A 14,195-nucleotide genomic window follows, 5' to 3' on the forward strand; every position below is an offset into this window, starting at 1 on the left:
TGGTCATTGACCGGAAATCGGTCTCTCAGCACCCCGGAATGAGGTCTGATAGAGACATGGCGGCTGACGAGGAGCTTTGCTGGCGCATTCTCGGCGCGTGGGAGGTCGGGACCGCCACGACCGAGCTGTCGATCCCGGCCGGTCAGCCCCGGGTGGTCCTCGCCGCGCTCCTGCTGTCCGTCAACCAGCCGGTGAGCCTCGACGTCCTCACCGATCAGCTCTGGCCCGAGCAGCCGCCCGCGCGGCCGCAGGGCACGCTGCACACCTACGTGTCCCGCCTGCGCCGGGTGCTCGGCGCCGACCGGATCGAGACCGATCTGGCCGGGTACCGGCTGCGCGCCGACGAGTCGCGGATCGACCTGTACAAGTTCCGCGATCTGGTCGGCCAGGCGGCGGACGCCGGGTCGCCTGCCGCAGAGCTGCAAGTGCTGCGCACAGCGCTCGCGCTCTGGCGCGGCCGCCCGTTCGGCGACCTCACCTCGACCTGGCTGGACCGGGACGTCGTACCCCAGCTGACCGAGGAGTGGTTCGCCGCGACCGAGCGGCGGATCGACCTCGAGTTCGCCGCCGGCCCACCGGGCGCGCTGATCGCGGAGCTGACCGAGCTGACCCGGCAGTACCCGACGCGGGAGGCCCTCTGGTTCCGGCTGATCGACGCGCTGCGGCGCGCGGGCCGCCGCGCCGAGGCCCTCGACCGGTACCACCAGGTCCGCACGCTGCTTCGCGACGAGTTCGGGATCGATCCGAGCGCGGAGCTCGACGAGCTGTATCGCTCGATGCTCGACAGCGGCGTCCGGCGTCCGGAGCCGATCCGGCAGCTACCGCACGACATCCGCAGCTTCGTCGGCCGCGACGCTGAGCTGACAGCGCTCGACGTCCTGGATCGCGAGCAGGCGGACGACGCGACCCGGATCATCACGATCGACGGCGCGCCCGGCACCGGGAAGACCACTCTCGCCGTCCACTGGGCGCATCGGAAGGCGGCCGGTTTCGAGGATGCGCAGCTCTATCTGAACCTGCGCGGCTACGGGCCCGGCGAGCCGATCGGGCCGGCCGACGCGGCGGCGATGCTGCTGCGCGCGCTCGGCGTCGCCGGCGAACGGATCCCGGCCAAGATCGAGGAGCGGTCGGCGTTGCTGCGCAGCACGCTCGCGGGCCGCCGCGTGCTGCTGCTCCTGGACAACGCGCGGGACGCCGATCAGATCCGGCCGTTGCTCCCGGGGTCGGGCAGTCTGGTGATCGTCACCAGCCGCAATCAGCTGCGGAGCTTGGCGATTCGGGACGGCGCGCGCCGGTTGACGCTGGAGCCGATGGCGCCCGAGCAGGCGGTGGAGTTGCTTGCGGCAACTATCGGCTCGGAGCGGGTCGCTGCCGAGCCGGAGGCGAGCCGGGAGCTCATCCAGCTCTGCGATCGGCTGCCGCTGGCGCTGGCGATCGTGGCCGAGCGGGCCCAGCGCGCCGACAGTCTGGCCGCGGTCGTCGTCGCGCTCGGCGATGCCCAGGCCCGGTTGGCCCAGCTGGACGCCGGCGATCCGCAGTCCGATCTCTCAGCTGCCTTGTCGTGGTCGTACCGGGCGCTGCCACCGGCGTCCGCCTTGATGTTCCGATTGCTCGGTCTGCATCCGGGTGACGACATCGGGCTGCCCGCCGCGGCCGCATTGGCCGGACTCACGCCAGCGGCGACTCGGGTGGCGCTCGACCACTTGGTCGCCGTCCATCTGGTCGATCAACGACAGGCCGACCGGTACGAGATGCACGATCTGATCCGGCTGTACGCGACCGGGTTGGCCGCCGACGAGCCGGACGCCGATGCCGCGCTCGACCGGCTCGTCGACTGGTATCTGCATGCTGCGCTGAGCGCCGACGAACGCCTGCAGCCGTTGCGATTGAGGGATTTCGCGGAGCCGTACGAGCCGATGAGCGTCGTGCCGGAGTTCGGCACGGTGCCTGCGGCGATCGCTTGGTTCGAGCGCGAGTACAACTGCCTGCGCGCGATCACCACCTGGTCGGCCGCGCACGGACGCACCGGATACGCCTGGCGGACGGTGCTCGCGATGGCGACGTTCCTGGACAACCGGATCACCTGGGACGACGGGCTCGCCGTCTTCGAGCTGGCCGTCACCGCGGCCGGCACCGACGAAACCGCCCGCGGCTTCACGCTGAACGCGATCGGCTGCTTCCACTTCGACCAGGACGACTGGCCGCGCACCGAGCGCTACCTGACCGAGGCGCTGGCCTGCTTCGAAACCGTGGGCCACAGCCGCGGCGAGGCGATGGTCCTCGGCAACCTGGCCATCGTGCTGGCCGAGCTCGGCCGCCCCGAAGTCGCCGTCGGCCTGAGCGAACGCGCCATCCGCCTCTGCCAGCAGAACGGCTACACCCGCGGCGTCGCCGTCAACCTCGACAACCGCGGCGTCGCCCTCGCCGCCACCGGCCGCTACCTCGAAGCCGTCGAAGCCCACCTCGAAGCCGACCGCCTCAACGCCGGCGACCTGGTAGCCGACGCCTACAACCAGCAAAACCTCTCCCGCGCCTACGCCGCCCTCCACCGCCCCACCCCCGCCATCCGCGCCGCCTGCCGCTCCGTCCACCTCTTCCGCCGCATCGACAACCGCCGCTGGGAAGCCGGAGCCCTCATCGACCTGGCCAAATCCCTCCTGGCCGCCCACCACCCCACCCTCGCCGCCACCACCCTCCAAACCGCCCTCACCATCCTCACCGACTTCGCCGACCCCCGAACCCCCGAAGTCCAATTCCTCCTCGCCACCACCCAATAAGAAGCGCGGCCCCCGAAACCCCGGGAGCCGCGCTCACCACATCAGCCGTGCACGCGGTCCATCAGTTCCCCGTTCGCGGCGGCTTCCCGGTTTCCTTCGGCGACGCGTTGCAGGTAGCTGCCCCACTGGAAGTAGTAGCCGGAGGTGGAGGTGCCGTGACCGGCGGTCGCGCTGGAGTCCCCCAGCAACTTGCCAAGCCCCGGAATCTTGTCGAGGCCCTTGATTCGGCCGCCGATCCCGGCGGCCGGCCCGGCCGAGAGGCCGTAGCTCCACGCCGGATCCTCCTCGGCCCGTTTCGCGAGATCCTCGTCGAGGTCGCTGCGGCCGACTTCGGCGCCGATGGCCGCCGGGCCGACCTTCACCTCGCCACCGCCGACCGACGTCTCACCGCCGCCGAGCCCATCGACATCCGTGGTCGTGTACTTCAGGCCGATCGTGGCCCCGATCCCCGCCCCAGGGCCGGCGAACGTCTTGTTCCCCCGGGAGTAGCCGAAGCCGTTGCTGTCGATGGCGAGACAGCCTTCTCCCCCGTAACCGAGAAAGGCCTGGATGCTCGCCCCGAAGCAGAGTGAGATCGAGCCCTTCGGCTCCTTCATGATCAGCGGAGCCTTTGGGGGCTCCCACTTGGCGACCGGGCCCTGGTGGCCGCGGCGGCAGTCGCCGAACTTGTTGCAGGACGACTGTTTGGCGGCGCCTTGGCCACCGCGCCGGCCGACTCGGCAGTCCTGGTCGCAGGAGGGGCGGTGTTGTTTGATGCGTTTGCCGTTCTTGTCGACGTCTGGGGTGACGTTCGGCTGGCCTTGCCATTTGTCTTCGCGGTAGTGGCCGATGTGGTCGTCGGCGGAGCGGGCGAGGCCGGTCGGGTCGGCGGTGTTGATCGGGGCGTTGCCGGCGTAGGAGTAGCCGTCGAGTTGCTGGGGGTCGCCGAGGACCAGGAGGGGGTCCACGGAGAGGAAGCGGCCGGTGTCCTGGTCGTAGGTGCGGGCTCCTAGTTGGGTGAGGTTGGTGGTGGTGTCCTGGATGCCGCCGACGAAACCCTTGGTGCCGGCGAAGTCGGGGGTTTCGCCCCGGGTGGCGCCGAAGGGGAGTTCGCGGCGGCGGGTGACCGCCTGGGTCTGCGAGTTGATGCTGCGCCGCTGGGTGCCGTGGTGGTCGTTGGCCAGCCAGGAAAGGCCTGCCGCCGTGCGGACTGCCACGCCGGCACCGGCATGGTCGTAGTACCGGGTCGCCGTCAGCTTGCCCGCTTTGTCGAGGTGGAGCTCCTGACCGCCCAGGTACAGCGTGCTGCCGTTGGCATCGCGTCGGATCAACCGGATGCCGTCGGCCGCGTACACCGAGGTGGTGTCGTCGACCGTCTCGACCTTGTTGTCATGGGTCCAGGTGAGGGTCTGGTCGCCCCGCTGCACCGTGTTGCCGTTGGCGTCATAGCTGTAGCTGGTAGTACCAGCGTTGCTGATGATGGCTGTGACCGCATGCGGCCGCGGCTGCCCCGTCGCCGGGTAGGCGTAGGTACGAGTGCTGTCACCAGCAGCCGTGTGCTGCACCTCGGTCCGGCGGTTGCCGGCTAAGTCGTAGCTGTAGCTGTGCCAGTACGGCGCAGGCCCCGAAAGCCCTGCTGCGGTTGGGTTTGCGTCACACCCGCCACCCGGCGTCCACGCTTCGGTGAGGCGCTGTACGTGGTCGAAGCGGTAGCACTGGACGTCGTCCGTCGTGTCCGGCGCGCTCTCGGTGATCGCAGTGATGGCACCGACCGGGTTGCGGGTGTACCTGGTGTCAGACTGCAGCGGCCGAGGCACCTCGGCGTCAACGACCGTTCGGTTCACCATGCGAGTGCTGTCGTCGTAGTACGTCGTCAGCCAAGCCCGCTTACCGGTTTCACCGAGGTGTACGCGCTGCTGCTCGCCGTACTTGGTGTACTGCGTGTTCAGCACATACTCCGCAGCGCCGTGCATCTTGAGCGGTCGGCCGTGGTCGTCGTAGCTGTAGAAGACCGACTCTTCCGGCAGGTCGCCTGCCTTCGGGTAGGTCTCACTCTCCAGGCTGCCGTCGCTGTTGTAGGTCCGGGTGGACGTGTAGGTGCCCTTCAGCGCACCCTCGTTCTCCGGCACGGTCACCGTCGTGCGGTGCGGCAGGTAGAGCGCCGTGTACGTCTTCACCCCGCTCACATACGCATTGCCCTTGCGGTCGTATCGCGTGGCCGTCGCGAGCTTCCCCTTGGCCACGGTGTCGTACGTCCACTCCGCCAGCTTGCGCCCGGCCAGCGTCTCGGCCGTCGGACGACCGAGGTCGTCGTACGCGAACGCGATGGTCTGCTCCCGGGCATCGGTCCGGCTGATGACCCGGTTGGCGTCGTCGTACGTCGCCGTGCTGACTCCGCGGTCCGGGTCCTTCGCAGTGGTCTTTCGGCCGCGCAGGTCGTAGGTGTACTCCCAGCGGTTGCCGGCTGCGTCTGTTACTGCGGCCAACTGGTTGGCGGGGGTGTGTTGGTACTTCGTGGTGTCGTGTGGGCCGGATGGGGTTGCGCCGCGGTATTGCCAGAGTTCGGTGGTGCGGCCGCGGGCGTCGGTGAGGGTTGTGGTGGCGGTGGTGCCGTCCGGTGGGTCGACGTGGACTCGGTCGCCGCCGTAGCGGGTGCTGGTTCGGAACTTCTCGGTCGGGCCGCCGTTGAAGATCGACTCGACCGCGCGGCCGGCGCCGTCGTACTGCGTTACGGTCAGGCCGGGGGCCTCGTTGTCGTTGGCGACCCAGAGGTCGGTGTCCATCGCAGCGTCGTTGAAGAACGGCTGGGTCGACTTCCAGACCCGGCCCTGGGAGTCGTAGCGCGTGTCGGTCAGCAGCCGGCCGCCGCCGCCCGCGGGGGCCTGCACCTGCCGCGGGCGGAGCAGGCCGTCGTAGAGGGTGTTCGTCGAGACGTAGTTGCCGTTCGGGTTCAGTCGCTCGGTGATGACGGCGTTCGGTTTGTCGTTGCGCACCAGGTAGGTGTGCTTGATGTTCGGCGTCTTCGGCTCGCTACCGCCCCGAGGCCGGTTCGGCAGCCAAACAGCGGTCACCCGCCCGAGAGCGTCGTACGCCGTCTCCGTCAGTTTGCCGTTCGCATCCGTCGCGCTGATCGGGTTCCCGTACGCCGGGTCGACCACAGTGCTACTCGCGTGTCCCAAGGCGTTCGTCTGGGCCACCTTGGTCACCGGACCGCCGGTCACCGGAGTGAATGTCGTAGTGGTCGGTTTGTCGAGCGCATCCCGGCTCTCGGTCACCCGCCCATGGACGTCGTACTTCGCGGTCCCGGTCGTCGTGTAGACCGGCTCCGACGCCGAGTACCCAGACAGCTCCTCGGTCTTGGTCACAGCGCCACGGACCGGCGGCTTTCCGGCCGCCTGACCGTCGTACGACGTCCGCTCGTCGGAGATCGCGTGCTGCGGGAAGGTCGGCATCAGACCGCATTTCACGGCCACTGTGTGGACTCGCGACGGCAGGTCGAGAATCCAGTCCGCCGTGTTCCGCTGGTACGTCGTCTTCGTGCAGCGGTCATCTGCGGAGTCGGCTACGTCGCCCTGGTCGTCGACCTGCGTGGGCAGCCCGCGGTCGTCGTACGAGGTGACGGACTTCGTGGTCCGCCAGCCGCGGCCGCCGTCGAGCGCGACCAACTCGCGCACGGTCCCGGTGCCGACGATGTAGGCGTTGTGCTCGCCGCGCGTCGCGGTCGGTCCTTGCCAGACCGGCTCGGTGATCGACTTGTTCACCACCGTGCTGGACTCACCGAGGTAGGTGATGGTCTCCAGGCCGGTGCCCTTCAGCCAGTCGTGGTCGGTGTGACTGCCACCTTCGGAGTCGGTCACCGCGGAGGGCTTACTGCCACCGGTCGGGGTAGCGCGGTCGCCGTTCATGCCCCGGAAGAAGCGGCGCTCGGTCAGCGTCACCGGACCGGCCGGGTCGTTCGGCACCCCGGTGCGGATCTTCACCTTGGCGTAGCCGCGGTAGTCGTTCCAGGACTTCTTGTCCGGCGGAGTGAACTCGGACTGGTCGTAGTGCCAGGCCGCGCCGTCCAGGTACTCGTAGCTGGTCTCCTGCTGCGGGTTGGCGCTGATCCGGTCGGACTGCACGACCCTTTCGACCACGTACTTGTGGAAGTAGTCGGTGCGCTCGGCGTAGTCCTTGTTCTTCTTCCAGCGGGCCGGATAGCAGCGTTTGGTGTTCGTCTCCGGGTTCGTCGGCCGCACCGTGCAGTCCGGTTTCGCATACGTCACCGAGGTGACTCCCCCGGCCTCCGACACGATGCCGGTCAACCGGTAGCGCAGAATCGGCGACAGCGGCTCCGTCTGCGGCACCCGGTTGGCGTAGACCGCACCCTCGAAGACCACCGGCGGCAGTGCAATCGAGCCACCAGCCAGACCGGTGTGCGTGATCGACTTCAGCCACAGCGCAGCCTTGTCACCGTCACCCGGCTGCGGGAACTGCTGGTTCAGCTCCCACCGATCGACGTCGGCGTACGCCGAACCGCGCAGTACCTGCGTAGTGACCGACGCGAGCCGCTTGGTGCTCCAGAACGTCGGCGCGAACTGGTCCTTACAGGTGGCCGCTTCGCAGCGCGCATCCAGTGGAACGTCCGGGAAGTTCTCCTTCCGATCCAGTGTGCAGACGCTGCCCGGCACACAACGCTCAGCCGTGCTGAACAAGACCCGTCCAGCCGCCTGGCCGCTCACAGCGCTGTTCAGGCCGTAGTCGATCCGCTCCAGCCAGCCGGCCCGGTCGTAGCCGACCGCGGCCTCTTTCAGGTTGCGGCCGTACGAGTTGGTCTCGACCTGGTACTGCAACAGCATCTGGTTGCCGAACGGGTCGATGACCTTGTCCAGGTTCCAGCGCCAGGCCTGCTTGCACCATGACGCGTCGAACGTCGCCTTGTTACAGGGCTCACCGGTGTCGTCGCCGAACACCGGTACGGTCCACGTCGACTTCGCCTCCGGCCGGGAGCCGAAGAAGTACTGCGTTCCGTCGACGGTGGTGATCTTCCAGGACTCGCCGTTGTCGTCGCCGTTGCCGGCCGTGGTCACCCGCTCGATGCGCGCGCCGTCGTCCCGCTTGGTCCGCCAGCCGTTCGCGCCGGCGATCAGCATCCCGCCGCCACCGGGGTACGACGCGGTGGCGTTGTCGCTGCGCCAGCACAGGTCGCCGACCTTCTGACCCACGTTGCTGCCCTCCTTGTCGTCGGAGCAGCCGCCGTACGTGCGTTCGATGAAGCCCAGGCCGAGGTTCCAGCCGTCGCCGATCCAGGACGGCTGGTTGTTGGTGGCGCTGGTCCGGCCGTCGATCTCACCGGAGGAGTACGAGATGGACAGGTCCGGCTCCAGGCCGCCCGGAGCAGGCGGTACCCGAAGCGGGTAGCTCCAGTTGAAGTCGCCGGTGTGGGCCGAGACGTCCCAGGTGGCGGACGGCGCGAGCGGAGTGGCGCTCAGATTGCTGGAACCGTCCTGAGCCGCGGGCTGGTTCGGATCTTGATTGCCTTGCAGGGCAGCGCTGGTCGCCGCGTCGGTGTCCCGCGGCGTGACCGACTGACCGGTCACGCCCACGGGGTTGGTGGTTGGTAGGTCCGGCGAGGACGGTCCGCCAGCGGCGGCCGCCATCCCCGGTGCCGGGCCGGCGAGCCCCGCTGCGAGTACCAGCGACGACACGAGGGCGGCTACTACGACATGTCTGCGCATTCGGAGGATTCCTCAGCGATCAGCCGGCCAGAGCCGGGTAGGAGTCGTACAGGTTCTTGATACGGGCCTTGTCCAGCTGGCCGGCGTACAGGCGGACGTCGTCGATCTCGCCCGGCCAAAACTCGGTCGGCGTACCGGCGCGCAGGCCACGGCCCAACTGGAGCCCACCGGACCCGGTCCAGGGTGTGTTGAGCACACCCGTGCCCTGACGGTTGGTGTTGACGTACAGCCACAGCTGCTTGGCCGTTGCGTCGTACACACCGGCCAGGTGGACCCAGCCGTCCAGGTCGGACTCCACTGCGGACACCGATGCCTTCGTCACCGTTCCGTTGGCTTCGGGCATCTCGAAGATCCAGGCGCCGAGCGGATGACTGTCCTGGTCGGTGAAGTGCCCGAGCCGGAACTTGCTGGTCTGACCGCCGTCCAGGCTGACTGCGGTGAGGCGGCAGGAGAATTCGGCGCCCGGGTTGCACACCTTGCGCAGCTTGACCCAGCTGGAGACGGTGAAGCTCTTCGAGGTGTCGATGTCGACTCCGGGTGTGGAGACCGTGTCGTCCTGCCCGTCGAAGCTCAGTGCGTTCCCGACCCGACCGGACACGCGGGTCGGTCCGTTGAGCGTTCCGCTCCGGCTGCCGACGGAGTCGGCCATACCGGTGCCGCTGGTCTCGTCGAGTGCCCAGTTGTGCGCCAGGTTGAGGTCCCGGCCGGCCATCGCCACCAGCTCGCTCTCGGCGAGCACTCGGTCATGAACGCGGACGTCGTCGATCGCACCCGGGAAGGACGCGTGCCGGTTCCCGTTCCACTTGCTGCCACCGATCGTGAACAGACCGGCTGGGTAGTCCCAGGTGTGCGTGTACGGCGCTGTGGCACCCAGGACGCCGTTGACGTGGATGGCGAGCTGTTTGCGTTCGGCGTCGTAGCTGCCGACCACGTGTTGCCAGACACCGGGCTGAGCCAGCGGGCCGATCGCTCTGGCGCCGGAGTTCCCAGCGTCCTTCACATCGGCGCCGGACATCGCGAACGTCCAGTGGCCCTTGTCTGTCAGCTGCAGGTGGAACGAGCTGACCACAGAGCCGTCCTGCGCCAGCGGAACCCACCAGCCGCCGAGGCGGTCCGGCTTCAGCCAGGCGCTGACCGAGAAGCTCTGCCGTACGTCCACCGCGTGCGGCGCCTCGACGTACGCGTCGCCGTTCAGCTGGATGGCCTTGTCGGCCGGGTTCGGCATCGAGCTCTGGCCGGCGGTCCAGGTCGCCGGACCGTGGACTGTGCCGTCACGGTGGTTCGCCGAGGCGTCGGTGGCGTTGCTGTCCAGCTTCCAGGTCGCCGCGGTCGCGTCGACGCCAGCCTTCAGCCCACGGACCTCTTCGAGCGAGATGACCCGGTTGTAGGCCCGGACCTCGTCGATCATGCCCGCCCAGGTGTTGGTCGGGTTGCCGTTCCAGCGGCCGCGGCCGATCCGCATCGGGCCGGTGGCGTCGAAGCCGGCGACGCGCGGCGCCGTACCGGCCGGTGCGCCGTCGACGTACAGCCGGATGGTTTTGGCAGCGGCGTCGTACACCGCAGCAAGGTGAGTGAGCCGGCCGACCTTCGCGGGCGCGGTCGAGACCACCATCTCGTCCGCTGGGCGGTTGACCGCGTCAGCTGATGGTGTGAAGAGCTCCCAGACCCCGTGGTCCGCCAGCTGGCGGTACCAGAGGAAGAAGCCACTGACGTTGGCTCCGTCCTGTGCGAGGACCGGTACGGTCCAGCCGGTCTGTGGGGCCTTGTCGAGATTGACCCAGGCGGCGACCGAGAAGCTCTGGTCGGTGCGGACCACTGGCCCGTCCGTCGCCAGCTGGTCGTCGACGCCGTCCAGAAGCACGCCGCGCCCGACAGCGCCATCGCCCAACACCGCACCACCCTGCAGTGCGGCAATGGGGCCGCCGTCGACCTGGTTGGCGGTCTTGTTGCCCTCGGCCTCTTCGAAGGTCCAGTGCGCGGTCTGGACGTCGTCCCGCGCAACCGCCGTGCGGACCTCGTCGTCGATCAGCGCACGGTCGTAGGCCTTCACCTCGTCGATACCACCGGACCACGGGTCGCACGGACTCGCGCCGCACTTCTGTCGTCCGACCACGAACGGACCGGAGGCGTTCCACGGGACGAAGTCCGCCGGTAGGGCCTGCTCGGCGACCCGGGCGCCGTTCACGTACAGCCGGATCTTCTTCGCCAGCTTGTCGTACACACCGGTGACATGCGACCAGCGATCCAGCTGTGCGGGCGCACTAGCACTTGCCAGCGTTCCCGGCGGGCTGACTGCCGTTCCGTTGTGCAAGAGCAGCATCGCCCACTTGTTGTCGCGGAACTGCAGGTAGAAGCCGCCGTTGTTCTGCGCACCGTCCTGGCTGGCGATCGCCATCACCTGGCCGTCGCGCGTCGGCTGCGGTTTGACCCACGCCGAGACCGAGAAGCTCTCATCGGTTCGCAGTGTGTTCGGAGCGGTCATGTTGGTCGTGTGCTGCGCACCGTCCAACTGCAGCCCCAGGCCGATCGCACCGGGCGCGTACTTCGCCGTACCGTTCAGAGTGCCGTCCCGGTCGCCCAGACTGGCCATGTCCTTGGTGTCACCTTCGAACGACCACTGCGCGAGCGGACCGCGGCCTTCCCGGACGTAGAACCGGTACGTCGTGATCGGGCTCGGGTTGCCGGCCCGGTCGATGCTGCGGACGAACAGCTCCTGGGGGCCGTCCTGAGTCGGCGTCACCCAAGCAGTGGCCTTGCCGCCGAGCGCGTCCGCATCGACCCGGTTCTTGGTCGGCGGCGTCTGCGTGTCCCACAGGTAGTGGTCGATATCCGCGGTCCCCGGGTCGGGCTGACCATTCTTGAGCTCCCGCTCGAAGCGGAACTCCCCCGGCACCCCGACCGCACCATGCCAGCGGTTGTTGTCCTGGTACAGCGTTCCGGTCACCTTCGGCCCCGCGGACGGCGACGTCCGGTCGACCACGAACGGTCCGGGCCCGTTCGTCGGCGGACCGGCCTCGAACCGCGCACCGGTGTTCTCGTCGACGTCCCAGCCCCGGACGTTCCAGCCCACCTTCTTGCCGTCGGCAACCGCGATCTGGGTGTCGTGCATCGAGCCGTTCGCCTGCAAGGAGCCGAAGCGGCTTTCGGTCACGCCATCGGTCGTGATGTCCCACTGCGGCAGGACAGCATTGCCGTCCGGGTCGGACAGGCCGGCAATCAGCCGAGTCGTGCTGCCGCTGAAGTACGGCGTACCGGCGCACCACTTGCACGGCGCCGGCAGCGGCGGGTCCATCCGGACGCTGCCCGGCGGGTTCGGCGCGGCGTTGAACCGGACGCGCAGTTTGACGTTGTGCGCCTCGTACTTCCGCCAGTACGCCTTGTCGCCCTCATCGACGGACTGGATGATGTAAGTCGACGGCCGGGTCCGGTTGATGTGGTCCTTCGGCAGCGCGAACGAGAACTCCTTGCGGCCGTCGCAGGCGCTGGGAACCATGCCGTCGGCAATCCACCAGCCACTCGGCGCGTTCGACCACTTCAGCCCGGGGCCGATCTCGCTGGTGCCGAGCACCATCTGCTTGCGCGGATTGCAGTCGCCGGTAGAGAACACCGGCGCGTCCAGCCAGACGCCCATGATCGTCTTGCCGACCAGGATGTTCTGGAACTGCGTGTCGAACTGGAAGTACGACCGCATCACGCCGATGCCATTACAGCCGTCGAAGTCACACCGGCCGACCTGGGCCACGTTCGAGCCGCCCGGGCTGGAGTTGTCCCAGCCGCTCCCCGGCTTGCCCTGGGAGACCGACGTCCAGTACGCCTTGCCGTACGTCGCCCAGTTCGGGTCGACGATGATCGGCAGCTTGGCCTCCGGATCGCGCATCAGCTTCACGTCCGGCGTGATCGTCAACGACGACGGGTCCACGGCGACGGCGGCGACCGCGCGCCGGATCGGCGTACCGGAGTCCCACATCGCCGACGGCGGCGCGTGGAAGACGACCGCGCCGGCCTTGTCGCGCGCCTCGAGCGCACCCGTCTTGGTCGCGGTCACCCGCAGACCCTCAGCCTGCATCCCCAGCCGGACGGACTCGAGCTGCCGAGCCGCCTCCCGGGTCTTCACGACCAGGTGCTGGGTGTAGCCCGCGGGCTCGGCCTTCAGCACCAGGTCGACGTCGGGCCGGACGTTGCGGTACGTCGCGGTCGCACCATCGAGCTCGGGTGTCGGCAGCACGCCGGGCCAGGTCAGCGTGATCCGGCTGCCGGGCTTGCCGTAGCGGATCATCGGCCCGGTACCGCCACCGGAGAAGACGACGTCGGCTGCGGTCGCCTTGGCCACCAGCGTGCCGTCGACGGTACGGGCGAGCGTCGGGTCGATCGGGGCCCAGCCGTTGCCCCGGCGGACGCGGACCGGCCCGGGCGACAACTCGGCCATCGACGTGCCGTCCGGCTGCGCATAGACGGTTCGGTCGGCGGTTCGGAGGCCGGTGACCTCGACGCGGCTGCCCTGTTTGCGGGCCGCGCGGGTCGCGCCGGCCAGGTCGGCCACCTCCGCGACCGTGGTTTCGGCGGCGGCGGGCGCCGTCCGGGATGCTTCGGCGGTCGTGGTCGCCGATATCAGTGGTGTGGCCAGAGCTAGCGCCAGCAAAGTGGCGAGGCGCCGAGAAAGACGTGATGGCACGGAGTCAACCCCCAGGTCGCGGAAACATGCGCGACCCGAGGGAGCACTCCCCCGGCCCGCGTGCGATCAGGATGGCGGCCGGTACCTTGACCGATCCTCACCGCGCGACGGGCCCGTGAAAGGGGGTGGACAGCGGGCGGTCAGAGCTTGGCGAAGACCTCTTCGCGGAGGCGCTCCAGCTTCTCGAAGCGCTCGGCGCCGGAGCCGAACCAGTGGTCCGGGACGAGGACCTCGTCGATGCCGGCCGCCGGGTACTGCGCGACCGTGTCGAGAACCTCCTGGGCCGAGCCCATGATCACGTGCAACCCGCGGGCCTCGAAGTCCTGCTTGCGGGCGATCGCCGCGGTGTCCCCCGGGGCCACGACTTCGAGGAAGGTCTGCGCGGATCGGCGGACCGACTTCGGGTCGCGGCCGATCCGCTCACAGTGCGCGGCGAACACCTGGCCCTTGTGGGCGGCCAGCTCCGGGCGGCCCCAGTGGTTCCACTCGTCGGCGTACCGGGCAACGATGCCGAGGGCAACCTTTTCGCCGGCTGCGCCGATCAGCACCGGAAGCTTGGCGGGCTTGGGCTCCAGCGGGGCGCCGGCCAGCTGGTAGTACTGACCGTCGAACGTCGTCCGCTCCTGGCCGAGCAGGCCGGTGATCACCTGGCAGGCCTCCTCGAAGCGGGCCAGCAGCTGCTTGGTCGGCGGCAGCTCGATGCCGTAGACCTCGTGCTCGTTGACCTGCCAGCCCGCGCCGATCCCGAGCACGAACCGGCCGTTGCTGATCTGATCGATGGTCGCGGCCTGGTTCGCCACCACGGCCGGGTGCCGATAGGTGTTGCCGAGCACCATCGAGCCGATCCGGACCCGCTCGGTCCGGGCCGCGAGCGCCGCGATCAGCGCGAGGCACTCGTTCACCGGCGCCGACAGGTCGTCGCCGTTCTTCATGAAGTGGTCGGCGACCCAGACGCCGTACCAGCCGGTGCGCTCGGCGTACTCGGCGCCTTCGACTACTTCGGTCCACGTCCGCCCGGCGTTCGGCCACAGAGAAAAGTCCATGGCTTCG

Annotated in this window: 4 protein-coding genes; 1 reads left to right on the top strand and 3 read right to left on the bottom strand. The window is 69.0% G+C overall.

Annotated features, from left to right (window positions below; translation table 11 throughout):
- The first annotated feature begins 56 nt into the window (after positions 1 to 56).
- Positions 57 to 2,777, top strand: coding sequence for an AfsR/SARP family transcriptional regulator (locus tag HPO96_RS20295; protein ID WP_171675059.1), 2,721 nt, complete (start codon positions 57 to 59; stop codon positions 2,775 to 2,777).
- A gap of 41 nt (positions 2,778 to 2,818) precedes the next feature.
- Here the strand turns inward: HPO96_RS20295 and HPO96_RS20300 are convergent, their stop codons facing one another.
- The 3 genes from HPO96_RS20300 to HPO96_RS20310 form a co-directional block, all read right to left on the bottom strand.
- Positions 2,819 to 8,473: an RHS repeat-associated core domain-containing protein gene (locus HPO96_RS20300; protein WP_171675060.1), complete on the bottom strand. Its 5,655-nt coding sequence runs from the start codon at positions 8,471 to 8,473 to the stop codon at positions 2,819 to 2,821.
- A gap of 19 nt (positions 8,474 to 8,492) precedes the next feature.
- Entirely contained in the window at positions 8,493 to 13,145 is a 4,653-nt protein-coding gene (locus HPO96_RS39670) for a LamG-like jellyroll fold domain-containing protein (RefSeq protein ID WP_171675061.1), read from the bottom strand.
- Between the two features lie 140 nt (positions 13,146 to 13,285).
- On the bottom strand, positions 13,286 to 14,188 hold the full coding sequence (locus HPO96_RS20310) for a TIGR03560 family F420-dependent LLM class oxidoreductase (protein ID WP_171675062.1): 903 nt from the start codon (positions 14,186 to 14,188) through the stop codon (positions 13,286 to 13,288).
- Between the last annotated feature and the right edge of the window lie 7 nt (positions 14,189 to 14,195).

The sequence above is a fragment of the Kribbella sandramycini genome (assembly GCF_013131805.1).
In the GTDB taxonomy this organism is placed as follows: domain Bacteria; phylum Actinomycetota; class Actinomycetes; order Propionibacteriales; family Kribbellaceae; genus Kribbella; species Kribbella sandramycini.